Consider the following 22,795-nt stretch of genomic DNA (forward strand, 5'->3'; position numbering starts at 1 on the left):
CAGGGTTTCTGCCCAGGATGCACGCTGGGGCCCGCTGGCTACAATGGTCCCCAGCCTTTGCATTGGAGAGAGCCCATGTCCAGCCCGCACACCGACGCCGATACCGAACACCCTCCGGTGGATACCGTGGAAGCCATTGTTCCGCTGATGCCGGTCGTGCTCCCCGTGGTGGGCGCGCTGATGATGTTCCTGCTGGCCTTCATTGCCGTCTACATGGCCTGAGCGCCGCGCGATCCGCGCCCGAGGGCCTGTTGCTGAACCCGCCGCTGGCGGGTTTTTTATCGCCTGCCGCTGGCCGATGATGGCTGGCGCGGCCCCGCGCGGCATGCGCGCCTTGGCCACTGCAGGGCCGCGCCACCTGCGCGACAGGCGGCTGGCCAAAGAAACCGGTATCAATACAATTATGCATTTTGTCATGCATCAAATGCATAGATGTGGTGACCGAAAATCACCGTTTTGGGGTCCGACTGCTAAAATCGCGAGTCCAGCGTAGGCATTTTTGCGCACAGGCATAGCGCCCTGTCCGACGCAGTGGAGACGGTTTTTCAAAAATGGGTTGCCGGCCAGGGAGCGGGCCGCAGCGGTTTTTGATGAACCGTTTACAACTTTGAAAGCTTCCGATGAACGCAAACGTCCAAGCCGGTGTGGCCCTTCAGGCGCCCGACTATGTCAAGAACCCCAAGCTCATTGCCTGGGTGGCCGATATGGCCGCACTGTGCAAGCCTGATTCCGTCTACTGGTGCGACGGCAGCCAGGAAGAATACGACCGCCTCTGCCAGCAACTTGTCGATGCCGGCACCTTCAAGAAGCTCAACCCCGCCAAGCGCCCAGGCAGCTTTCTGGCCTGGTCCGATCCCTCGGACGTGGCACGTGTCGAAGACCGCACCTACATCTGCTCGGCCAAGAAAGAGGACGCCGGCCCCACCAACAACTGGATGGAACCTGCCGAGATGCGTTCGACTCTACAGCCGCTGTTTGACGGTTGTATGAAGGGTCGCACGATGTATGTGGTGCCGTTCTCGATGGGCCCGCTGGGCTCGCCGATCGCCCACGTCGGCATTGAGCTGTCCGACAGCGCCTATGTCGCAGTCAACATGAAGATCATGACCCGCATGGGCCGTGCCGTGTATGACGTGATCGGCAGCGATGGCGACTTCGTGCCCTGCGTGCACACCATCGGCGCGCCCCTGCAGGCCGGCGAAAAAGACACCACCAGCTGGCCTTGCAACAAGACCAAGTACATCGTGCACTACCCCGAGACGCGCGAAATCTGGTCCTACGGTTCGGGCTACGGCGGCAATGCACTGCTGGGCAAGAAATGCTTTGCGCTGCGCATTGCCTCGACCATGGGCCGCGACCAAGGCTGGCTGGCCGAGCACATGCTGATTCTGGGCGTGCAAAACCCCCAGGGCAAAAAGTACCATGTGGCAGCCGCTTTCCCCAGCGCCTGCGGCAAGACCAATTTCTCGATGCTGGTGCCGCCCACCGGCTTTGAAGGCTGGAAAGTCACCACCATCGGTGACGACATCGCCTGGATCAAGCCGCAGGCCGACGGCTCGCTGCGCGCGATCAACCCCGAAGCGGGCTACTTTGGCGTGGCCCCGGGTACCAACTACCACACCAACCCCAACTGCATGGCCAGCCTGGACAAGAACGTGATCTTCACCAACGTCGCGCTGACCGATGACGGCGATGTGTGGTGGGAAGGCATGGAAAAGGACAGCGGCCAGCTGCCGAACCACCTGATCGACTGGCAAGGCAAGGACTGGACCCCGCAGATTGCGAAGGAAACCGGCGCCAAGGCCGCCCATCCGAACGCCCGCTTCACCGTGGCTGCCACCAACAACCCGGCCCTCGACGAAGCCTGGGACGACCCCAAGGGCGTGCAGATCGATGCCTTCATCTTTGGTGGCCGCCGCTCGACGACCGTGCCGCTGGTGACCGAAGCACGCAACTGGAAGGAAGGCGTCTACATGGCCGCGACCATGGGCTCCGAAACCACCGCTGCCGCGTTTGGCGCGCAAGGCGTGGTGCGCCGCGATCCATTCGCGATGCTGCCTTTCATGGGCTACAACATGAGCGATTACTTCGCCCACTGGCTGAACCTGGGCGACAAGCTCGAAGCCGCTGGTGCGCAGCTGCCCAAGATCTACACCACCAACTGGTTCCGCAAGGATGCCGCTGGCAAGTTCGTCTGGCCCGGCTACGGTGAGAACATGCGCGTGCTCAAGTGGATGCTGGACCGCCTCGAAGGCCAGGTGCAGGGTACGCAGACCGCCTTTGGCGTGGCCCCACAGTACGCCGAGATCAACTGGACCGGCCTGGACTTCAATGCCGAGCAGTTCAAGACCGTCACCAACATCGACACCGCCGTCTGGACCGAAGAGCTGGCGTCGCACCAGGCCCATTTCGACCACCTGGCCCAGCGCCTGCCCCAAGCGCTGCTGGACATCAAGGCCGACCTCGAAAAGCGCCTGACCGCTGCTTGACCGGCCGCTCGCCCGCGCGCTGGTAGCTCCGCTGCCAGTGACGCAGCCAACGACGCACCGCAAAACCCCGCATGTTTCAGGCATGCGGGGTTTTGTTTTGGATGCGGAGCTGCGGTAGACCTGTCTGGGCTCCGTGGCAGTGCAAGGTTGGAGCTGTGGTTTGTGGCATACAGCCAGCAGCTTGCTGGGCGGTAAACCGCTTGCCAACCGTTGTTCAAGTGCTGCGGCTTGCGCGGGTAGAGCTGTGCTGCCACGCCAAGCCGCGCATCCGCTTTGGAGGGACTGCGGTCGCCAACGACAAAAAAGCCACGGCATGCCGTGGCTCTTGAAAAGGCAGATCGTGGCTGCCGGCGCTGGGGCTCTGGAGGAACCCCGGCGTTGATCAGTAGTTCTTGTGGTAGAACGAAACCGCTGCGTCGCTCATGGCGCGGTTCAGATCAGCCATCACGCGGCTGTCTTGCAGGGCCACTTGCCAGGTCTTCTCGTCTTCCATGGCGCGGCGGTGGCCTTCGTCCCAGCTGCGGCGTGCGGCGCGCAGGCTGCTGCTCAGGTTGCGGGCAGGGGCGGCCAGCAGGGCGATGGCGACAAAGGCGACGGCCCACAGCAGGGCCCAGCCAGCGATCCAGTGGCTGCCGCCAGCGACGGAGTCCACCAGGCGGGTAGCCACGACCAGCACTGCAGCAACGAGGGCTGCCAGCATCAAGGAAGCGCCGATGCCCTTGGTGCCGAAGGTGGTCTTGAGATGTTCAGCAGCACGTTCCACACGCAGAACGCCCGTGTGCTCGGTAGCCATGTCAGTGTGTACAAAACTGTTGGTCATGATGGATGTCTTTGGTATTAATGCTTCTTGGAAGCGATGCACGAAGTATAGGGTTTACCCTAGACCATCTCAAATTTATCTTTTGAATCTGTATCATTCATGCCAGTGATGTATTGCAGGCCGCTCAGCACCGCAAAGGATTGAAAATGCTGCCCCATCAATTTCGGCATCTCGATCTGAACCTGTTGCGTGTATTCGACGAGGTGATGAATGAGCGCAGCCTGACCCGGGCCGCCGACAAGCTGTCCATCACCCAACCCGCAGTCAGCAATGCGATGCGGCGCCTGCGCGAAGCCTTGAATGACGAACTGCTGGTGCGCAGCGGCCAGGGCGTGGAGCCCACGCCGCTGGCCAATGCGCTGTGGCCGGTGGTGCGTGAATCGCTGGCGCGCCTGCAGGCCAGCTTTGCCCCCGAGCGCTTTGACCCGGCCCACGCCACCCAGGCCTTTGTCGTGGCGATGGCCGATGCCACGGCCGCCACCTTGCTGCCCAGCCTCATGCATATTCTGGAGACCGAGGCGCCAGGCGTCTCCGTCCATGTGCAACCACTCACTACACGTGATCCGCGTGAGGAGCTGGAAGCCGAGACCGCTGACCTGGCCGTGGGCTATTTCCCCTTCGTGCTGGCCGAGATGACGGCCCGCGCCCAATCGGGGGACCTGGTGGATTTCGAGAGCCGGCGCCTGTATGACGGCGAATACCTCTGCGTGATGCGCAAGGACCATCCTTTGAGTGAGGGCTTGCTGACTTTGGAGCGCTACTGCGATGCGCGCCATATGCTGGTGAGTTTTTCCGGCCAGCCCTTTGGCTTTCTGGACGAGGCGCTGGCATCGATCGGCCGCAAGCGCCGCGTGGTGCTGACGGTGAACCAGTACTTCACTGCCGCCCGCGTCGTGGCGCGCACCGATCTGCTGACCGTGCTGCCGCGCCACTTTGTGCCCGCCACCGGCATTGCCGATCTGCTGGCCTTCCAGCCGCTGCCGCTGCGCGTGGAAGCCGTGCATGTGGATGCGCTGTGGCGCAGCCGCAGCGGGCACATACCGCCCTCGGCGCTGGAATGGATGCTGCATGCGCTGGAGCGGTCGGCGCGGGCGGCTTTTCCTGACCTGGAATTACCGATGTAGCGGGCTGCAAGCCGCCAAAGCCCATGGTAGGCTAGGCCACCATGCACCTGCAAATCCTGTCCGACCTGCACCTGGAGACCCATCCCCATTTCCGCGCCCAGCCCGCGCCCGGCGCCGAGCTGCTGATCCTGGCCGGCGACATTGGCTCCTACCAGAATGGATCGATGCTGGACGATGCAGATTTTGGCCTGGGCCAGTTCAGCCCGCAGCAGGCGGGCGGCCACTGGCCCGAGCCGGTGATCCTGGTGCCCGGCAACCATGAGTTTGACAACCTGGATTTCGACATGGCCCGGCAGCGCCTGCGCGCCAGCTGCAACAAGCTGGGTATCACGATGCTGGACTGCGAAACCCTGGTGATCGATGGCGTGCGCTTCATCGGCACCACACTCTGGTCCGACTACGACGCGATTGCGCTGCACAACGGCGTGACCGAGCTGGGCGCGCTGATGAAGCAGCGCGAGAAGGCCTTCAAGGCCGCCAACTTCTACCTGACCAAGGCCCAGACCGTGCGCAACGGCCAGCCCTTTCTGGCTGCCGAGATGCGCGACGAAGCGCTGCGCTGCCAGCAATGGCTGCGCGCCGCACTGGCCGAGCCCTTTGACGGCAAGACCGTCGTCATCACCCACTTCGCCCCCAGCCTGCGCAGCGCCGATCCGCGCTATGGGCTGACCCCTGGCACCGCCGGCTTTTGCAATGTGCTGGATGACCTGCTGCCCTATGCCGACCTCTGGATCCACGGCCACCTGCATGCGCCCAGCGACTATCTGGCCAAAGGCCAGCACAGCGATGGCCGCCCCTGGCAATGCCGGGTCGTGGCCAACCCGCTGGGCTATGCGCGCAAGGGCGAGCAGGAGACCTTCAACCCGCATTGCCTGGTGCGGGTGTAAGGCGACAGGTTCTCAGGGACTGCTCGGCGCGCCACGACTTCTCGCGCGGCTCCACAACATCGGTACGGTAAGGTTTGTGCTTGGCGCTGACTAGCCTCTGCGCCGCCGCTATGCCTTGAGCGGGCGCATATATCCCGCCTATTCATCTCCATTTTGCATACCGCGTCCCTAAAACAGTCATTTGGGCGCATTTCAGCAGCAAAACATTTACGGTCGACTTTTCTTCTCCGGTGCGTGCTTAGCATATTCGATCAAAACCAAGGGTTTTCACTTAAATTTTTCGCCAAGCCTGATGCACATCAATGTGCGTTTGACGATGAATCTATAAGCTGATACACATGATTTAAGCCTGTAAAGCGCGTTGCCGGTGCCGGTATGCGGGTTTTGCCAGCTCACAGTCCAGCGTTGGTCGTGGCACCGGTGTTGGGTCCCTCACCCCTTGTTGAAGGAGTTAAGGCATGCGTATTTTGTTGGCCGTTGACGGCAGCCCTTACACCCAAAAAATGCTGGATTACCTGGCAGCGCACGCAGAGTGGCTGACCTCCAACCACCATTACACGGCACTCACGGTGCAGCCGCTGCTGCCGCCCCGGGCCGCCAAGGCCCTGGGCAAGGCGCTGGTGGATGACTACCACTCGGAAGAAGCGCAAAAGGTGCTGGCGCCGGTGCAGGAGTTCCTGGCTGCCCACCAGGTGAAGGCCGTGGCAGAGAGCGCTGTGGGCCCCATTTCGCAGACCATTGCGGAGACGGCCGATAACGGCGGCTATGACCTGCTGATCATGGGCACCCGGGGCCATGGCGCGCTGGCCAAGCTGGTGCTGGGCTCGGTGGCCACCCAGGTACTGGCAGAGAGCAAGGTGCCGGTACTGCTGGTGCGATAAGCCGGCCGCCAGATGACGGTGCTGTCATGCGCTATTCACCGTGTAGCAATACTGGGCGTGGATACTTCGCCATTGACCGTGTTTACTGATGAGGGAGGGATGGAACCACCGGTGCAATGAACACAGGGGTACATCCGGAAACTGCTTGCATCCTTTGGGGTGCAGGCAGTTTTTTTATGCCTTGACTATGGCGCGGTTTATGCCTTCACGGTGGCGCGGGCTGCGGCCGTGGGCGGCGCCAGGCTGCCCTTGGCGCTGTGCACCATCGCATCGCTCAGCGCGCTGAGCAAGGCCGACTGCAGGTTCCAGCAGTGCCAGAACAGATCAACGCGCAGCACCTGGGCCTCGGCCACATTGACCAGGCGGCCATCGGCCAGGTAGGGACGGGCGAGCAACTCGGGCACCACGCCCACGCCCCAGCCGGCGGCCACGGCGCGCACCTGGGCTTCGGAGTTGGGAACGTAGAGCTGGTGCAGGCCCACCGTCTTGAGCCCCATCGCACGGGCGACAAAAACGCGCTGCATGTCGTCCTTGCGGTTGTAGCTGAGAAACGGCAGGTGCTTGAAGTTGCTGCGGTTGATGCCCTGCGGCACATGCTGCTCGGCGAAGGCGGGCGAGGCCACGGCGATGTAATGCATCGCGCCCAGCGCCGTCACGCGGCAGCCGCGCAAGGCTCTGGGCATCGTCGTGACACAGCCCAGCACCTCCCCGGTGCGCAGCAGCTCCAACGTGTGGTCCTGGTCGTCGGTGATGATCTCCAGCGGCAGCTGCTGCAGCGCGATGTCCTGCAGCGCATCCAGCGCCCAGGTGGCAATGCTGTCGGCATTGATGGCGATCGAGATGGCCTCGTCATGCGCGCTGCGGCCCATGGCGTGGGGCAGCAGGCTGTGCAGCTCCTGCTCCAGGTCGGTGCGCAGCAGCCGCAGCTGCTGGGTGTGCTTGAGCAGCAACTGTCCCGCAGCGGTCGGGCGCAGCGGACGGCTGCGCACCACCAGCACCGAGCCGATCTGTGCCTCCAGCGCGCGCAGCCGCTGCGAGACCGCCGATTGCGTCACATTCAGTCGCACAGCGGCCTTCTCGAAACCGCCTTCTTCAATCACGGCGGCCAGGCATTCCAGCGCGACCGGGTCCAGGTTGCTCATGGGGCTCCAGTATTAGTAGAACTGATGAATCCTGAAGAAGTTTAATTGCACTTTATGTTACAGCCAAGATGCCAGACACTGAGAGCCATGAAAGTCATCATCCTCGGCGCCGGCATCATCGGCACCAGCACTGCCTGGCATTTGCTGCAACTCGGCCACGACGTCACCGTCGTGGACCGCCAACCGGACGCGGCGCTGGAGACCAGCTTTGCCAATGCCGCGCAGATCTCGGTGAGCTACTGCGAGCCCTGGGCCAACAAGCATGCCCCGCTCAAGGCGCTCAAGTGGATGTTCGACAAGGAGGCACCGCTGCTGCTGCGCCCCCATGCCGATCCGCAGCAATGGCGCTGGCTCACCCAGTTTCTGGCCGAGTGCAATGACCGCTCCTTTGCCCGCAATGTGCAGCAGATCGTCGCGCTCGGTGCCTACAGCCACAGCGCGTTGAAGGCCGTGGTGGCGCAGACCGGCATCGAGTTCAACCGGCTCGAACGCGGCATTGCCCACTTCTTCACCAGCGACGAAGCGGTGCAGGATGCACAGATGGCCGTCGATCTGATGCGCCAGTACGGTGTGAACCGCCGCATGGTCAGCACCGAAGAGTTTCTGAAGATCGAGCCCGCCTTCAAGCCCTATGCCGCGCAGATCAAGGGCGGCACCTTTACCGAGAGCGATGAGAGCGGCGACGCCCGCGTGTTCACGCAAAAGCTCGCCCAGCTCTGTGCCCAGGGCGGTGTGCAGTTTCTCTACAACCACCGGGTCGAGCGGCTGAATGTGGCGGGCGGCGCGATCGATTCCGTCACCGTGCGCGCCACCGCAGCGGGTTCAGACAGCAGCCCACGCACCTTGCAGGGCGATGCCGTCATCGTCGCCTGCGGCAGCTACACCGCGCCGCTGCTGCGTACCGTGGGCCTGAACGTCGCCATCTACCCCGGCAAGGGCTACAGCGCCACCTTGCCGATCCTCAAGCCCGAGGCCGCGCCCTTTGTCAGCTGCATCGACGACGGCAACAAGCTGGCAATGAGCCGGCTGGGCAACCAGCTGCGCGTGGCCGGCACCATCGAACTCAACGGTTTTGACAGCTCGCTGGACAGCCCGCTGGCCAAGGCCCGCTGCCACATGCTGGCGCGCCGCATCGAGGAGCTGATGCCCGGCGTCTGCGATACCCGCCTGCCCGAGCAGGGCGGCAACCCGCAGTTCTGGACCGGCCTGCGTCCTGCCACCCCCACGAATATCCCGTTCATTGGCCGCACCAAGATCGGCAAGCTCTGGATCAATGCCGGTCATGGCACCCTGGGCTGGACCCATGGCGCCGGCAGCGGGAAGGCCATGGCCGAGCTGGTGAGCGGCCGCATGCCGGACATGCAATTTGGTTTCTACGGCTTTGAAAGCGAAGCCAGGAGCCGGGCCGCTGTTGCAGCCTGACGGGCTTACCGCTCCATGAAAAAGGGCCGCACACGGTGCGGCCCTTTTGGCGTTTATCGGGAAGGGATCAGGCGTCCAGACGCACCAGCCAGCCGTGGCGGTCCGGGGCGCGGCCGTACTGGATGTCGGTCAGCTCCTTGCGCAGCGCCATCGTGACTTCGCCAGCCGGTGCCGACAGGTCGCCCACCGAGAAGCCTTCGCCCTTGAGCTGGCCGATGGGGGTGATAACGGCAGCGGTACCGCAGGCAAACACTTCGGTGATCTCACCGGAAGCCACGCCTTGCTTCCACTCGTCAACGGCGATCTTGCGCTCTTCGACCACCATGCCACGGTCGCGCGCCAGTTGCAGCAGCGAGTCGCGGGTGATGCCTTCCAGAATGCTGCCCGACAGCGCAGGCGTGACCAGCTTGTTTTGCTTGCCGTAGACCAGGAACACGTTCATGCCGCCCAGCTCCTCGAGGTACTTGCCCTCGGCCGGGTCGAGGAACAGCACCTGCGAGCAGCCGTTGTCCTGGGCTTGCTGCTGGGGCAGAAGCGAAGCGGCATAGTTGCCGCCGCACTTGGCAGCGCCGGTGCCGCCCTTGGCCGCGCGGGCAAAGTCGGTGGACAGCCAGATCGCCACGGGCGCCACGCCCTTGGCAAAGTAGGGGCCTGCGGGGCAGGCGATCACGTAGTAGGTGGCCTTGTGGGCGCTGCGCACGCCCAGGAAGACTTCGTCACCGATCATGAACGGGCGCAGGTACAGGCTGGCTTCGTTGCCGCTGGGCACCCAGTCCTTGTCCACAGCGATGATCTGCTTGAGCGATTCCACAAAGATGTCGACCGGCAGCTCGGGCAGGGCCAGGCGGCGGGCGGAGCGCTGCAGGCGCTCGGCATTGGCTTGGGGGCGGAAGGTCCAGACCGAGCCGTCCGCATGGCGGTAGGCCTTGATGCCTTCAAAGATTTCCTGGCCGTAGTGCAGCACGGCGGCAGCGGGGTCCAGCGCAATCGGGCCATAGGGGGTCACGGCCGCATCGCGCCAGCCGCCCTCTTTGTCCCAGTGCACCGAGACCATGTGGTCGGTGAAGTGCAGACCAAAACCCGGGTTGTCGAGAATCTTGGCGCGCTCTTGGACGCTGCGTGGCTGGCTCGATGGGGTGACGGCAAAGCTCAGGGAAGAGGGGGACACGGGACTAATCCTTCAGTTGGCAACAGGGACAGCAGCGTTCTGTGGGGGAGCCGCTGCCGGTCATGGTGGCCGTCCGCCAGCCTGGAGAGGCTCCAGGACAAAGTGGCGGGCTGCACGCCAAACCCCATAGCATGCCAGTTTTTTGCCCCGGCGGCGCCAAGCAGGCTGCATTGCCAGCATGGCGAGTCAACCACCTGCAGAGGCAAACGGCCATCGCAGGCGGCCGGCTTACGGGTTTTTCCTAGTGAACCGTGGCGCGCTGGGTCGCCAGAAAGTCGAGCAGCAGGCCTTCGAAGGCATCCGGGCTCTCCAGCTGGGGCCAGTGGCCAACGCCTTCCAGGCTCTCGTGCCGGGCCTGGGGCAGCAGGTCTGCCAGCGCCTGCATGCGCTGGGGCGGCATGCACACATCCTGGCCGCCGCTCACCAGCAGGCAGCGCTGGCTGAGGTGGGGCAGGCGCTCGGCCAGGGTGCTGGGGCCGGCCAGCATCTCCAGCATGCGGCCATAGGCCAGCGGCTGGATCTGGGTGATCGCATGGCGCGCCAGCTGCAGGCCTTCGGGCAAGGCCTGCTGGCCCGATTGCAGCTGCACCAGCAGCTCGGCAAAACGCTGCATCTGCACCGGCTCGGTGCTGGCCTGCTGCTGGCACTGGGCCAGCAGTTGCTGGCGCGTCTGCACCCAGTGCTGCTGGCTGTCGGCCTCCAGTGCCGGGCCGCCGGCCACCAGGGTCAGGCTGCGCACGCGGGTGGGGTGGCGCAAAGCCAGCTCGGCGGCCACCATGGCGCCCATGCCATGGCCGACAATATGGGCGCGGCCAATCTTCAGCGCTTCGAGCAGGCCGTCCGCCGTGGCAGCCAGCGCCTTCAGGCTGTAGCCGCCATAGGGCGGTGGGTTGGCATGGTAGCCGGGCATGTCCCAGGCGATGGCGCGGTAGCCCTGGCTGGCGAGCAACTCCACCTGCGGGGCAAAGCCCAGATGGTCGGTGTCGGCATCGTGGAGCATCAGCACCGTCGGGCCGCTGCCAAGCATCGCAAAATTGGGAATCAGGGACATAGGTGTGCTTCTCGCCGAGTGTTTCCCTCGCAGATGCGGCCCGTCTGCCTTGTTTTCAAGCACCTACGCCCGCAGGGGCCTCGCCTGCTGGCCGATAATGGCCCTTATCCATGCTTTTGACGGCATGGCTTCTGCCCCCTGCCGTCTGCCTGCCCCGTGAACCGCTCCCTGCCTCCTGAACACCTGCAATCACCCGCTTCTGCCTCGTTTTCCGAACGTGAGTTTCGCAATGCGCTGGGCCAGTTCGCCACCGGGGTGGCCGTGGTGACGGCGCTGGCGCCCGATGGCAACAAGGTCGGGTTGACGATCAGCTCCTTCAATTCCGCATCGCTCACGCCGCCGCTGGTGCTGTGGAGCCTGATGAAGACGGCCAGCTCGATGCCGGTGTTCGAGACCGCCAGCCACTACGCGATCAATGTGATGGGCGCGCACCAGAAGGAGTTGGCCTTGCAGTTCAGCCGCAAGGGCATTGACCGCTGGGCGGGCGTGGAGTTTGAGATGGGCGTCACCGGCGTGCCGCTGCTGGCCGGCGCCATTGCCAGTTTTGAGTGCCGCAACGGCCCCCACCATGATGCGGGCGACCATGTGATCCTCGTCGGCGAGGTGGCGCACTGCCAGCATGTGGCGGGCGTGCCGCCGCTGCTCTACCACGGCGGCAATTTCTATACCGAACAACTGATCTGAGCCGCCCGCGCTGCAGGCAACAAAAAACGACCCGAGGGTCGTTTTTCATTGGGCGGGGCGCTGCTTACTTCTCAACGAAGGCGCGTTCCACCACAAAGTCGCCTGGCGTCGAGGTATTGCCTTCCTTGAAGCCCCTGGCCTCCAGCAGTTCCTTGAGCTCGGCGAGCATCGCGGGGCTGCCGCAGAGCATCACGCGGTCGGTGTCCGGGTTCAGTTCGGGCAGGCCGATGTTCTGCGGGAAAGTGCCGGCGGTGATCTGGTTGGAGATACGGCCCTGGTTGCGGAAAGGCTCGCGCGTCACCGTGGGGTAGTACACCAGCTTGTCCTTGACAATTTCGCCGAGGAACTCATGGTTGGGCAGCTCTTCTTCCAGCAGCTTCTGGTAGGCCAGTTCCTGGACTTGACGCACGCCGTGCACGACGACGACCTTTTCAAAGTGATCATAGGTCTCGGGGTCGCGCGCCACCGACAGCCACGGCGCCAGGCCGGTGCCGGTGCCGATCAGGTACAGGTTCTTGCCAGGCAGCAGGTAGTCGACCAGCAAGGTGCCCGTGGGCTTCTTGCCGACGATGATGGTGTCACCCACCTGGATGTGCTGGAGCTTGCTGGTGAGCGGACCGTCATCGACCTTGATCGACAGGAACTCCAGGTGCTCTTCGTAGTTGGGGCTGGCGATGGAATAGGCGCGCAGCAGGTTCTTGCCGTCGACCTTCAGGCCGATCATCGTGAAGTGGCCGCTGGAGAAACGCAGCGCGGGATCACGGGTGGTCGTGAAGGAGAACAAACGATCGGTCCAGTGGTGAACAGACAGGACACGTTCTTCGAGAAAGGCGCTCATAGCAGTGCAGTACTCAGTTAGTCTTGTGTATATCTATAAACGCTATTGTTCACTATTCATACAACTTAAACGTCATATGGACATATCGGCGCGTTGTGAACGGGGTTTTTCGGTGAACCAGTGCCTATTTTCGGTCTATCGCAATGAGACCCACGGCCTAGGGACCCTCTGCAAAACTCCCTGCCGTGTTCTGAACGCGGGCTCGGGCGATCCGCTGCGTTGTCTTCCTTGCCAATAGCTACGGCTATTGACTGCAAAAGACGCCTTGCGTCTCATCCCGATCCGCGTCCATCCCGCTTGGCGAGGGTTTTGCAGAGCATCCCTAGAAGTTATCCAGGATGTTGGAAATCGAGGTCGCCGCCAGCAGCACATGGGGCAGCAGCTCGGCCTCGGCCTTGGCCGTGCCCCAGCGCGTGGAGGGGGCCGAGATGGTGATCGCGCCAATGGGCACACCGCCCCGGCCGGTGATGGCGGCAGCCACCGAGATATCGCCCACCACGGTCTGGTTCTGCACGATTGCATAGCCGTCGCGCTCGGCGTCTTCGATGCGGCGCAGCAGCTCTTCGGGGTCGGTCATGGTCTGGGCGGTGATCTTGACCAGCGGCGTCGATCCGATCAGGCGCAGGCGCTCGTCCACCGGCAGCTTGGCCATCATCGCGCGTCCCGATGCGGTATAGGCCGCAGGCAGGCGCGAGCCCACGGCAAAGTCCGAGTTGTAGATGTAGCGGCCCGGCACCTTGGCGATGAAGACCACCTCGTTGCCATCCATCTCCTGCAGGTTCGAGGTCTCGCCCAGGGTGTGGGTCATCTCGATCAGGTAGGGATAGGCCCGCTCGACGATGCGTTGCGAGCGCAGGTAGTTGTACGACAGGCGCAGCACCTCGGGCGCGAGTGTGTACTGGTTGGAGCCGGGCAGGCGGCGGATGTAGCGCAGGTTCTCCAATGTGAAAACAATGCGCTGGGTGGCGCTGCGGTCGAGCTGGGCGGCCCGGGCAATCTCGGCCAGCGACATCTCGCGGTGGGTGTCGCGAAAGGCTTCCAGCACCTGAAAGGCCTTGGCCAGGGAGCCCACGAACAATGAGGATTCACGGGCGGAGGGTTCAACGCTTGCTACGGGCTCGGCAATGCTGTGGGTGTTTTTAGGCATCGTAAAAAGCGGCTGTCTCGGGTCACTGTCTAATGGTCTTGCATGAAGGTCGCGTTCAGGCTTGTGGCCTGCGGCGCGCCCAGCAGTCTGAGGGTCGTCTCGAACTCGGTGCGCAGTATCTCCAGAACCTCGGCCACGCCCTGGGGGCCGCGTGCGGCCAGTCCGTAGAGCGGCGCACGCCCCAGCAGGACGGCATCGGCCCCCAGCGCCCGGGCTTTGGCGATGTCGCTGCCGCGGCGCACCCCGCCGTCGACAAAGATATGCATCTTGCCATGAACCGCGTCGGCAATCTGCGGCAATTGCGCCATCGGTGCGGGTGCGCACTCCAGCTGCCGCCCGCCGTGGTTGCTGACCACGATGCCGTCGGCGCCAGCCTGCAGCGCGCGCCGGGCATCATCCGCGCTGAGCAGGCCCTTGACGATGACGGGCCCCTTCCAGTGGCGGCGCACCCAGGCCAGGTCTTCCCAGCGCAGGCCCATGTCCATCTCGCGGCTCATCGCGGCGGCCTGCTTCTGGATATTGCTCTCGACCCCGGCGCTGCGTGCCAGGTTGACCAGCTGCGGCGAGCCGCCCTGGCGCAGCATGCGCAGGCACCAGCGCGGGTGGCTGAGCAGGTCGGCCAGCAGCCGGGGCGTCCAGGGCACGGGCATGCGAAAGCCGTTGCGCACATCGTGGTCGCGCTTGCCATGCACCATGGTGTCCACCGTCAGCATCAGTGCGCTGAAGCCCGCTGCCTGCGCGCGGGCCATCATGCTCTGCGCGATGCGGCGGTCCTTTTGCACATAGAGCTGCAGCCACAGATCGCCCGGGCTGGCGGCGCGCACATCTTCCAGCAAGGATGTGGAGGCCGTCGACATCACAAAGGGCAGGCCAGCTGCATGCGCGGCGCGGGCCAGCACCTGCTCGGCCTGGGGCCAGTACAGGCCGTTCAGACCGGTGGGCCCGACAAAGGCCGGCATCGCCTGTTGGCGGCCAAACAGGGTGATGCGGGTATCCACCTGGCTGACATCGACCATTGTGCGCGGCAAGAAGGTGACATCGCCCCAGGAGGCGAGGTTGCGCGCCATGCTGCGGCCGTCTTCCGCGCCGCCTTCGAGGTAGTCAAAAGCGAAGCGGGACAGGCGCCGGCGCGCCAGCTCCCGGTAGTCTTTGATGGCAGGCAGCATGGCGGGTGCTCGCTCAGGCCAGCGCGTGCTCAGCCTGCAGCTGGGCCGTCAGCACCTGGCGCAGGCGGGCGGACAGCTCGGGGTTGCAATCGACCAGCGGGGCCAGCAGGTGCGGCGCCTGCACGCCCACCAGGTCCCAGACCGACTTCATCGGGCCCGGGTTGGTCTCGGCAAAGGCCAGGTCCAACAGGCCGATCAGCTCCTGGTGCAGTGCCAGCGCTTCCTGGGTCTGGCCGCTGGTCAGCAGTGCGTACATGCGGGTCCACGTCTTGGGCAGCAGGTTGGCCGTCACGATGATGCCGCCCTGGGCGCCGCAGAGCATCTGCGCGGGGAAGATGGTGTCCTCGCCGCTCAGCACGGCAAAGCTGGCATCCACGCCCTTGACCACCTTGAGGAAGTGGTACATGTCGGTGTTGCAGGCCTTCATGCCGATGATGTTCTCGTGGCGCGAGAGCTCATGCAGCACTTCGGGCGCGATGGAGATGCGGGTGCGGTAAGGGATCTCGTAGATCACCACCGGCAGCGGCGACGCATCCGCATAGCGCAGGAAGTAGTCGCGAATGCCCTGCTGCGACGGCGTGGTGTAGTAGGGCGTCAGCACCATCAGCGCGTCTGCGCCCGCATCGGCCAGCGCCTGGCCGGAGGCAATGGCGTCGTGGTAGCCGGGGTCGAGCACGCCAGCCAGCACCGGCAGGTCAGCGGATTGGTGCTCGCGCACGGCAGCGACCATGCGGGGGCGCTCGGTGCGCGACAGCGCGCCATATTCGCCGGTGCCGCCCAGCGGCACGGTGCCGCTGATGCCGCTGCCTTGCAGGTGGTCCAGCAGCGCGCGCACGGCCTGGGTGTCGATCTGGCCGTCGGCGGTCACCGGCGTGGCCAGTGCAGGGAAGATGCCGCGGAGTTGCTCAGAGGTGATACGTGTAGTCATGGTTCATCAATTCAAAGAAGCGGCGGAGCGGCGACGCAGCCAGTCCGCACAGGTGATCAAAATGCCGATGAAGGCGAACAGGCAGGTCGAGACGGCGGCGATCACCGGCGAGATCTGCAGGGTCACTTCATCCCAGAACTGCTTGGGCAGGGTGGAGCTCAGGCCACCGGAGGCAAACAGCGAGATGGTCAGCTCGTCAAACGAGGTGGCAAAGGCAAACAGGAAGGACGAGGTCAGGCCGGCGGCAATGATCGGGAAGGTCACATAGCGCAGGGTCTGCCAGGGGCGGGCGCCCAGGCTCTGGGCGGCCATGTCCAGGCGCGTGTCATAGTTGCGCAGCACGGCCATCATGGTCATCACCACATAGGGGATGGCGATGACGGTATGCCCCAGCACCAGACCCAGCGAGGTGCCCACCAGGCCCACCTTGGAGAAGAAATAGAACATGCCTACGGCAATGATCATGCGGGGGATGATCAGCGGCGACAGCACAAAGGCCAGCAGCAAGGCCTTGCCGCGCATCTGGCTGCGCACCAGCAGAAAGGCCACCGGCGTGCCCACGGCCATCGCCGCCAGCGCGGCAAAAAAGCCCACGACAAAGCTGCGCACCGTGGCGTTGATCCACAGCGGCGAGGCCAGCATGTCCTGGTAGTGCTGCAGGGTGAAGCCCTGGGGCGGCCAGTTCAGGCCCGATTTGTCGGCAAACGAGATCGGGATCATCAGCAGCGCAGGCACGCTCAGGAACACCAGCAGCGCCACCACGCTGGCGCGCAGCACGAACGAATCGCCTTGCTGCAGATCGCGTTTGCGCGAGCGGGGCACCAGCGCAATCAGGCGGTCGCTGATGCTGCCCAGCAGGCCCAGCACCGTCTCGGACAGCTGGCGCATGAAGCCGCTGCTGTGGTTGCTCTTGTCGGACTGCGCGCCCGTCATCGTCGACAGGCCCAGCACCTTGTCATAGACCGCAAACACGATCAGCACCACGATCAGCAGCAGCACAGAGATGGCGCCGGCAAAGCCCCAGTTCATCACCTGCATCACCTGCTCGATGATGAGCTGGGTGATCATGGTCTCCTTGCGGCCACCCAGCAGCTGGGGCACGATGAAGAAGCCCACGGCGGTGACAAACACCATGATGGCGCCCGCTGCCACACCGGGCATGGACAGCGGAAAGTACACGCGCCAGAACGCGGTGCCCGGGCGCGCACCCAGGGTGAGCGCCGCGCGCGGCAGGTTGCGGTCAATGTTCTCCATCACCGACAGCATGGTCAGCACGGCCAGCGGCATCAGCGCATGGACCATGCCCACCAGCACGGCGCCAAAGCTGTAGAGCATGTTGGAGGGCGCATCCTGCAGGCCCAGCGCCAGCAGCAGCTGGTTGGCCAGGCCATTGCGGCCCAGCACCACGATCCAGGCAAAGGCGCGCACCAGAAAGCTGGTCCAGAAGGACAGCAGAATCCAGAACACCCAGCGGCTCTTCTTGTCCTTTTGCAAGGACGAGACCAGATAGGCAATCGGGTAGCCGCCGATGATGGACAGCAGCGCCGTGACCAGCGAGATCTTCAACGTGATCCACATCGTGTCCAGGTAGACCGAGGAGCTGAACAGCTGGCTGTAGTTGTTCCACTTGAAGCTGCCATCGCTGTAGATGCTCAGCAGCAGCAACTGGCCGACCGGGTAGACCAGCAGCACCAGAAACAGCATGACCAGCGGTGCGGCCATCATCAGCGGCCTTACCCAGGCCGCGCGGGGGGTGGCGGCGCTGTTCATGCGGGCTCCGGAACGGCGACGGCATCGCTGCTGGACCAGCCAAAGTCCACGGTGCTGCCCAGCGCATGGTCATGCTTGGCGATGGAGGTCGGGAAGGACAGCACCACTGGCTCGCTGCTGAGGGCAGGCGCCTTCAGGTAGAGCTTGGTGAGGCTGCCGGTGATCATCGTGTCGAGCAGCTGGCCGCTGAAGCGTTCGCTGGCGCCCTGGGCCGCTGCAGCGGCCGCCATGTTTTGCGGGCGCACCATCACGCAGACCTTGGCGCCGGTGGTCAGCGGCTGGTCGGCCGATGCCAGCAGTTCGGTGTTGGTGCCGTTCAAGGCCACGCGGGCCTGGCCACCCTGGCTGGACACCACGGTGCCCTTGAACAGATTGCTCTCACCCAGAAAATCGGCCACAAACGGTGTGCGCGGTCGGAAGTACAGGTCCGCCGGCGAGCCCAGCTGCTCGATGCGGCCGCCGTTCATCAGGCAGATGCGGTCCGACATGGTCATCGCCTCTTCCTGGTCGTGGGTCACATAGACGATGGTGGTGCCGGCCTCGCGGTGGATGCGCTTGATCTCCAGCTGCATGTGCTCGCGCAGCTTCTTGTCCAGCGCGCCCAGGGGCTCGTCCATCAGCACGATGGACGGCTTGTAGACCAGGCAGCGCGCCAGCGCAATGCGCTGCTGCTGCCCGCCCGATAGCTCCTTCGGAAAACGCTGCGCCACATGGGGCAGGTGCACCAGCTCCAGCGCCTCCAGTGCGCGCTTCATCGCGGTGGCACGGTCGAGCTTGCGCATCTTCAGCGGAAAGGCGATGTTCTCGGCAATCGTCATGTGCGGGAACAGCGCATAGTTCTGGAACACCATGCCGATGTCGCGCTCATAGGGCGCGCCATAGGTTACGTCCTTGCCGTTGATCAGCAGCTGGCCGCCATCGGGCACGGACAGGCCGGCGATCATGCTCAGCAAGGTGGTCTTGCCCGAGCCCGAAGGGCCCAGCAGGGTCAGGAACTCGCCCTCAGGCACTTCCAGGTTGGTGGGGTGCAGCGCGACAAAGGAGCCGTAGCGCTTGGTCAGACCCGCAATCGACAGTTTTATGTTCTTCATTTCAATGGACTCCATTGCACCGCGGTGCAACGAATGAACCTGGGGGTGCCTGTGCGGAGGCTGGCGTGTTGTGCCGCCGCTCCGCACGGTTCGTCATCAGTGGCGGGCAGTGCTTACTTCAGCACCCATCCGTTGAACTTCTCGATCACCGCAGCCTGGTTGGCCACCCAGTACTTGGCATCGATCTGCACGCCGTTCTTGATGTTGTCGGGATAGGTGGGCGAGTCCTTGGCCAGCTCGGGCTTGATGTACTTGAAGGCCTCGGGCTGGGTCACGCCGGCGGCAAAGTACTGGCTGAGCGAGCCCATGCGCTGGGGCTCGGACGCGAACTTGATGAACTCGCGGCAGGCGTCGGCATTGGGCGTGCCCGCCAGGATCGACCAGCTGTCCACGCCCCAGATGTTCTGGTTCCAGACGATGCCGATCTTGGCGCCATCGGCATTGGCCGACTGCGGGCGCGACACCCAGGTGGCGATCATGTCCACTTCGCCGGACTTGAGCATCTGCTCGACCTGGGCACCGGAGTTCCACCAGACGTCGATCTTGGGCTTGATCGCATCGAGGGCCTTGAAGGCGCGGTCCAGATCCAGCGGGTACAGCTGCGCGGCCGGCACGCCCGAGGCCATCGCGGCCTGCTCCAGCGTGTCGAACGGGTGCTTGCGGATGCCACGGCGGCCGGGGAAGTCCTTGACGTTCCAGAAATCGGCCCAGGACTTGGGCGCGGCGCGGCCCTTGAAAGCCTCTTCGCGGTAGGCCAGCACGGTGCTGTAGACATTGGTGCCCACGCCGTAGGGCGACATGTACTGGGCCGGGATGGTCTTGACGAAGGGATCGTTCTCCAGGCCATGCTTTTCCAGCAGTACCTTGCCGCCTTCGGTCAGCAGCAGGATCGCGGGCTGGCTGATCTTGGCCATGTCCCAGGTGTAGTTCTTGGTCTCGACCATGCTGCGGATCTGCGCCACGGGCTCGGCCGTTGCCTGCACCCCCACCACTTCGATGCCGGTCTTCTGCGTGAATGGCTTGTAGTACACCGCGCCATAGGCCTTGGTGTAGATACCGCCGTCATCACGCACCACGATACGCTTGGACGTGGCACGGGCATAGCGCAGTACGGCAGGTGCAGCAATCAGGCCTGCGCCAGCCACAGCCGCCTTCAGTGCGGTGCGACGGGAGGTAGTGATCTCAGTCATAAAGTGTCCTTTCGAAGGAAGAGGCAGGGGAAGTCAAGGGAGGGAGGGGGTCAGGGAGCGGGCGGCAGCAGGCGCCCGGGGTTGAAGCGCTGCTGCGGATCGATGGCGCGCTTGATGGCATGCATCAAGTCCAACTCGACGGCGGGCTTGAACAGCGCCATCTCGTCGGTCAGCACCTGGCCGATGCCATGCTCGGCGCTGAAAGTGCCTGCCAGCGCGCAGGCCACTTCGTTGACGGCCTGCTTGACGCGGTGCGAGAGCTGGTCCTGCTCGGCGGGCGTGAGCGCCTGCCACTGCGCAAACTGCATCTGCGGGATGAAGTGCACATTGCCGTCGCCCAGGTGGGCGACGATGATGATGGGCGCGCCCGGCACGATGCGGTGCGCGGCAGCCGTGGCCTGGCTGATGAACGCGGGGATGGCCGACAGCGGCACGGCCGGGTCGGTGTTGATGCCGATGCCGGCCTTCTTGTTGCCTTCGGAGACGCTGTGGCGCACCTCCCACCAGTCGGCCTGCTGCTTGCCGTTGGTGGCGATGGCCGCATCCAGCAGCATGCCCTCTTCGGCGGCGGCCGACAGGGTCTCTTCCAGCGCAGCGGACAGCAAGGCCTCGTCGCAGGTATCGGTCAGCTCCACCAGCACATGCCAGGGGTAGCTGGGGCTCAGCGGCGCGCGGCGGTCGGCCACATGGTTCAGCACAATGTTCAGCTGCACATCGTTGAGCATCTCAAAGGCCGACAGCGAGGCGCTGCAGCGGCTCTGGAAGCGGGCCAGCATGGCTATGGCTGCCTGGGGCGACTCCACTGCCAGCCAGGCCATCGCTCGCGCCGTGGGCAGCGGGTGCAGCTTCAGCGTGGCGCCGGTGATGATGCCCAAGCTGCCTTCGGAGCCGATGAACAAATGCTTGAGATCGAAACCGGTGTTGTTCTTGCGCAGGCCGTAGAGCCCTTCCCAGATGCGGCCATCGGGCAGCACCACTTCGAGGCCCAGCACGTTCTCGCGGGTATTGCCATAGCGCAGCACGCCCGTGCCGCCGGCATTGGTCGCAATGTTGCCGCCGATCTGGCAGGAGCCTTCGGCGCCCAGGCTCACCGGGTAGAGCCGGCCATGGCTGCGGGCGGTCTCCTGCACGGTCTGCAGCACGCAGCCCGCATCGACCACCATGGAGTTGTTGGCCGGATCGACCGCACGCACCTGGCGCATGCGGCCCAGGTTGATGACCACGGTCTCGGGCAAGTCCGCGCGCGGAATCGCGCCTTCGCAGAGGCTGGTGTTGCCGCCCTGGGCCACCACCGGCACCTGCGCGGCATGGCAGAGCTTGACCACCTCAGCCACCTGCGCCGTCGTCGACGGGAACACAACGCACTGGGCCTGGCCCTGGTAGCGCCCGCGCCAGTCGGTCACATGGCCGGCCAGGTCCTGCTGGCTGCGGAGAACTGCGCTATCACCAAGCAACGCGATGAAGGTCTGAATCAATGCCATATGCCCACGGGTCCAAAGTCTGGAGGAGAGGACTCGATGATGGCTAATTCTTAATAAGATTAGTATTAGATGAAATACGAATACATGTGATCGAATAGCAATTAATACATCGCAGCATACGCCGCCCAGCCTGCCGCAAAACCTGTCGCACCATGCGGTCAAAACTGCGTTGGCATCCATGTGCAGACAGCCCTTTGCCGCCCCGGCTGCGGGCAGCGCGCGGAAGCCGTCACAATAGCGGCCTGAATATCAGCGCCTGCCTCCGCTGCGAGGCCGGTCTCACCTGGAGACTTTTGCATGCGTATTTCTGCCCGCACCCCTCTGTTGTCGCGCACTGCCAGCGCCTTGGTGCTCGCTGGTCTGGGGGCCTCGGCTGCCCAGGCGGCCGGTGTGATCAAGATCGGTGAGATCAACAGCTACAAGAACCAGCCCGCGTTTCTGGAGCCCTACAAGCGGGGCATGGAGCTGGCGGTGGACGAGGTCAACCGCGCGGGCGGCGTGAATGGCAGGAAGCTCGAGCTGATCACCCGCGACGACAACGCCAACCCGGGCGATACGGTGCGTGTGGCCGAGGAGCTGATTGCGCGTGAAAAGGTCGATGTGCTGGCCGGCGGTTTTCTGTCGAACACCGGCATGGCGCTGACCGACTTTGCCAAGCAGCGCAAGTTCTTCTACCTCGCCACCGAGCCGCTGACGGACAAGATGGTCTGGAGCAATGGCAATGCCTACACCTTCCGCCTGCGCCCCTCCACCTACATGCAGGTGTCGATGCTGGTTGAAGAGGCACTCAAGCTCAAGAAAAAGCGCTGGGCTCTCGTCTACCCCAACTACGAATACGGCCAGTCCTCGGTTGCCACCTTCAAGGCCAAAATGAAGGCAGCGCAGCCGGATGTGGAGTTCGTCACCGAGCAGGCCACGGTGCTGGGCAAGGTCGATGCCGGCAGCGTTGTGCAGGCGCTGGCCGATGCCAAGCCCGATGCGATCTTCAACGTGCTGTTTGCCACCGACCTGACCAAGTTTGTGCGCGAAGGCAATACGCGCGGCCTGTTCAAGGGGCGGGATGTCGTCAGCGTGCTGAGCGGCGAGCCCGAGTACCTCGATACCCTGAAGGCCGAAACGCCCAATGGCTGGGTCGTCACCGGCTACCCGGTGCACAGCCTGAAGACCCCCGAGCACAAGGCCTTTTTTGACGCCTACCAGGCGAAGTACAAGGACTACCCGCGCCAGGGCTCGGTCGTCGGCTATGCCGGCATCAAGTCGCTGGCCGAGGGCATCAGGAAGGCCGGCAGCACCGATACCGAGGCGCTGATCAAGGCCTTTGAAGGCCTGCAGGTGGAGTCGCCCTTTGGCCCGATCACCTGGCGCGCGCAGGACCACCAGTCCACCATGGGCGCCTATGTGGGCAAGCTCAAGAACGTGGGTGGCAAGGGCGAGCTGGTGGACTATGTCTACCGCGACGGCAAGGACTACCTGCCCAGCGACGACGAAGTGCGCAAGATGCGCCCGCAATAAGGTG

Annotated in this window: 20 protein-coding genes; 8 read left to right on the forward strand and 12 right to left on the reverse strand. The window is 64.1% G+C overall.

The features are described 5' to 3' along the window. Positions 1-75 precede the first annotated feature (75 nt). Together AB7A72_RS16870 and AB7A72_RS16875 are read left to right on the forward strand one after the other, a co-directional pair. Positions 76-222, forward strand: coding sequence for a hypothetical protein (locus tag AB7A72_RS16870; RefSeq protein ID WP_230773683.1), 147 nt, complete (start codon positions 76-78; stop codon positions 220-222). Between the two features lie 398 nt (positions 223-620). Beyond that, positions 621-2,489, forward strand: coding sequence for a phosphoenolpyruvate carboxykinase (GTP) (locus AB7A72_RS16875; RefSeq protein WP_369460644.1), 1,869 nt, complete (start codon positions 621-623; stop codon positions 2,487-2,489). A 382-nt stretch (positions 2,490-2,871) separates the two neighbouring features. Here the strand turns inward: AB7A72_RS16875 and AB7A72_RS16880 are convergent, their stop codons facing one another. After that, complete coding sequence (locus AB7A72_RS16880) at positions 2,872-3,282, reverse strand: hypothetical protein (RefSeq protein ID WP_369460645.1); 411 nt, start codon at positions 3,280-3,282, stop codon at positions 2,872-2,874. A 173-nt stretch (positions 3,283-3,455) separates the two neighbouring features. Here AB7A72_RS16880 and AB7A72_RS16885 point away from each other — a divergent pair, with 173 nt between their 5' ends. The 3 genes from AB7A72_RS16885 to AB7A72_RS16895 all read left to right on the forward strand — a co-directional run bounded on the left by AB7A72_RS16885 (position 3,456) and on the right by AB7A72_RS16895 (position 6,201). Then, positions 3,456-4,433, forward strand: a complete 978-nt coding sequence (locus AB7A72_RS16885; RefSeq protein ID WP_239810163.1) for a LysR family transcriptional regulator — start codon at positions 3,456-3,458, stop codon at positions 4,431-4,433. 41 nt (positions 4,434-4,474) lie between these two features. Beyond that, positions 4,475-5,320: a metallophosphoesterase gene (locus AB7A72_RS16890; protein ID WP_369460646.1), complete on the forward strand. Its 846-nt coding sequence runs from the start codon at positions 4,475-4,477 to the stop codon at positions 5,318-5,320. Between the two features lie 458 nt (positions 5,321-5,778). Beyond that, on the forward strand, positions 5,779-6,201 hold the full coding sequence (locus tag AB7A72_RS16895) for a universal stress protein (protein WP_369460647.1): 423 nt from the start codon (positions 5,779-5,781) through the stop codon (positions 6,199-6,201). 197 nt (positions 6,202-6,398) lie between these two features. Here AB7A72_RS16895 and AB7A72_RS16900 read toward each other — a convergent pair whose 3' ends face one another. Continuing rightward, positions 6,399-7,343 (reverse strand): LysR family transcriptional regulator ArgP, encoded by a 945-nt coding sequence (locus AB7A72_RS16900; protein ID WP_230773667.1) that lies wholly within the window; start codon positions 7,341-7,343, stop codon positions 6,399-6,401. Between the two features lie 54 nt (positions 7,344-7,397). Between AB7A72_RS16900 and AB7A72_RS16905 the strand changes: the two genes are divergently transcribed. Beyond that, a complete protein-coding gene (locus tag AB7A72_RS16905; protein WP_369460648.1) occupies positions 7,398-8,765 on the forward strand; it encodes a D-amino acid dehydrogenase in 1,368 nt (455 codons plus the stop codon). Positions 8,766-8,832: 67 nt separating this feature from the next. Here the strand turns inward: AB7A72_RS16905 and AB7A72_RS16910 are convergent, their stop codons facing one another. Then, positions 8,833-9,933: a branched-chain amino acid aminotransferase gene (locus AB7A72_RS16910; protein WP_239810167.1), complete on the reverse strand. Its 1,101-nt coding sequence runs from the start codon at positions 9,931-9,933 to the stop codon at positions 8,833-8,835. Between the two features lie 241 nt (positions 9,934-10,174). Beyond that, positions 10,175-10,984: an alpha/beta fold hydrolase gene (locus tag AB7A72_RS16915; RefSeq protein ID WP_239810168.1), complete on the reverse strand. Its 810-nt coding sequence runs from the start codon at positions 10,982-10,984 to the stop codon at positions 10,175-10,177. Between the two features lie 156 nt (positions 10,985-11,140). On the opposite strand from AB7A72_RS16915, the gene AB7A72_RS16920 reads away from it, so the two are divergent. Continuing rightward, a complete protein-coding gene (locus AB7A72_RS16920) occupies positions 11,141-11,668 on the forward strand; it encodes a flavin reductase family protein (RefSeq protein WP_312461871.1) in 528 nt (175 codons plus the stop codon). 64 nt (positions 11,669-11,732) lie between these two features. Here AB7A72_RS16920 and AB7A72_RS16925 read toward each other — a convergent pair whose 3' ends face one another. From AB7A72_RS16925 to AB7A72_RS16960, 8 genes are all read right to left on the reverse strand, one after another. After that, positions 11,733-12,506, reverse strand: coding sequence for a ferredoxin--NADP reductase (locus AB7A72_RS16925; protein ID WP_239810170.1), 774 nt, complete (start codon positions 12,504-12,506; stop codon positions 11,733-11,735). A 322-nt stretch (positions 12,507-12,828) separates the two neighbouring features. Continuing rightward, positions 12,829-13,653 carry an IclR family transcriptional regulator gene (locus AB7A72_RS16930; RefSeq protein ID WP_312414140.1) on the reverse strand — a complete coding sequence of 275 codons (825 nt, stop codon included), beginning with the start codon at positions 13,651-13,653 and terminating at the stop codon, positions 12,829-12,831. Positions 13,654-13,682: 29 nt separating this feature from the next. Then, the gene (locus AB7A72_RS16935) at positions 13,683-14,819 is read right to left on the reverse strand and encodes an alpha-hydroxy acid oxidase (protein ID WP_369460649.1); all 1,137 of its coding nucleotides are present in this window, start codon (positions 14,817-14,819) and stop codon (positions 13,683-13,685) included. A gap of 13 nt (positions 14,820-14,832) precedes the next feature. Beyond that, entirely contained in the window at positions 14,833-15,747 is a 915-nt protein-coding gene (gene dapA, locus AB7A72_RS16940; protein ID WP_369460650.1) for a 4-hydroxy-tetrahydrodipicolinate synthase, read from the reverse strand. A 6-nt stretch (positions 15,748-15,753) separates the two neighbouring features. Then, positions 15,754-17,517 carry an ABC transporter permease subunit gene (locus AB7A72_RS16945; RefSeq protein WP_239810174.1) on the reverse strand — a complete coding sequence of 588 codons (1,764 nt, stop codon included), beginning with the start codon at positions 17,515-17,517 and terminating at the stop codon, positions 15,754-15,756. After that, entirely contained in the window at positions 17,514-18,608 is a 1,095-nt protein-coding gene (locus tag AB7A72_RS16950) for an ABC transporter ATP-binding protein (protein ID WP_312414134.1), read from the reverse strand. Before AB7A72_RS16950 ends, AB7A72_RS16945 begins: the two co-directional genes overlap by 4 nt. A gap of 113 nt (positions 18,609-18,721) precedes the next feature. Further along, on the reverse strand, positions 18,722-19,798 hold the full coding sequence (locus AB7A72_RS16955) for an ABC transporter substrate-binding protein (protein WP_239810176.1): 1,077 nt from the start codon (positions 19,796-19,798) through the stop codon (positions 18,722-18,724). Positions 19,799-19,848: 50 nt separating this feature from the next. Then, positions 19,849-21,279: an FAD-binding oxidoreductase gene (locus AB7A72_RS16960; protein ID WP_369460651.1), complete on the reverse strand. Its 1,431-nt coding sequence runs from the start codon at positions 21,277-21,279 to the stop codon at positions 19,849-19,851. Between the two features lie 297 nt (positions 21,280-21,576). Between AB7A72_RS16960 and AB7A72_RS16965 the strand changes: the two genes are divergently transcribed. After that, a complete protein-coding gene (locus AB7A72_RS16965; protein ID WP_369460652.1) occupies positions 21,577-22,791 on the forward strand; it encodes an ABC transporter substrate-binding protein in 1,215 nt (404 codons plus the stop codon). Positions 22,792-22,795: the final 4 nt, after the last annotated feature.

Origin of the sequence: Comamonas sediminis, from assembly GCF_041107495.1 — a bacterium.
GTDB lineage: Bacteria > Pseudomonadota > Gammaproteobacteria > Burkholderiales > Burkholderiaceae_C > Comamonas > Comamonas sediminis.

Coding starts and splice junctions, on each gene's coding strand:
- AB7A72_RS16935 (WP_369460649.1), bottom strand. CDS start 14,819: ATGCTGCCTGCCATCAAAGACTACCGGGAGCTGGCGCGCCGGCGCCTG.
- AB7A72_RS16955 (WP_239810176.1), bottom strand. CDS start 19,798: ATGACTGAGATCACTACCTCCCGTCGCACCGCACTGAAGGCGGCTGTG.
- AB7A72_RS16900 (WP_230773667.1), bottom strand. CDS start 7,343: ATGAGCAACCTGGACCCGGTCGCGCTGGAATGCCTGGCCGCCGTGATT.
- AB7A72_RS16945 (WP_239810174.1), bottom strand. CDS start 17,517: ATGAACAGCGCCGCCACCCCCCGCGCGGCCTGGGTAAGGCCGCTGATG.
- AB7A72_RS16895 (WP_369460647.1), top strand. CDS start 5,779: ATGCGTATTTTGTTGGCCGTTGACGGCAGCCCTTACACCCAAAAAATG.
- AB7A72_RS16885 (WP_239810163.1), top strand. CDS start 3,456: ATGCTGCCCCATCAATTTCGGCATCTCGATCTGAACCTGTTGCGTGTA.
- AB7A72_RS16880 (WP_369460645.1), bottom strand. CDS start 3,282: ATGGCTACCGAGCACACGGGCGTTCTGCGTGTGGAACGTGCTGCTGAA.
- AB7A72_RS16930 (WP_312414140.1), bottom strand. CDS start 13,653: ATGCCTAAAAACACCCACAGCATTGCCGAGCCCGTAGCAAGCGTTGAA.
- AB7A72_RS16925 (WP_239810170.1), bottom strand. CDS start 12,506: ATGAGCGCCTTTCTCGAAGAACGTGTCCTGTCTGTTCACCACTGGACC.
- dapA (WP_369460650.1), bottom strand. CDS start 15,747: ATGACTACACGTATCACCTCTGAGCAACTCCGCGGCATCTTCCCTGCA.
- AB7A72_RS16875 (WP_369460644.1), top strand. CDS start 621: ATGAACGCAAACGTCCAAGCCGGTGTGGCCCTTCAGGCGCCCGACTAT.
- AB7A72_RS16960 (WP_369460651.1), bottom strand. CDS start 21,279: ATGGCATTGATTCAGACCTTCATCGCGTTGCTTGGTGATAGCGCAGTT.
- AB7A72_RS16915 (WP_239810168.1), bottom strand. CDS start 10,984: ATGTCCCTGATTCCCAATTTTGCGATGCTTGGCAGCGGCCCGACGGTG.
- AB7A72_RS16950 (WP_312414134.1), bottom strand. CDS start 18,608: ATGAAGAACATAAAACTGTCGATTGCGGGTCTGACCAAGCGCTACGGC.
- AB7A72_RS16965 (WP_369460652.1), top strand. CDS start 21,577: ATGCGTATTTCTGCCCGCACCCCTCTGTTGTCGCGCACTGCCAGCGCC.
- AB7A72_RS16870 (WP_230773683.1), top strand. CDS start 76: ATGTCCAGCCCGCACACCGACGCCGATACCGAACACCCTCCGGTGGAT.
- AB7A72_RS16890 (WP_369460646.1), top strand. CDS start 4,475: ATGCACCTGCAAATCCTGTCCGACCTGCACCTGGAGACCCATCCCCAT.
- AB7A72_RS16905 (WP_369460648.1), top strand. CDS start 7,398: ATGTTACAGCCAAGATGCCAGACACTGAGAGCCATGAAAGTCATCATC.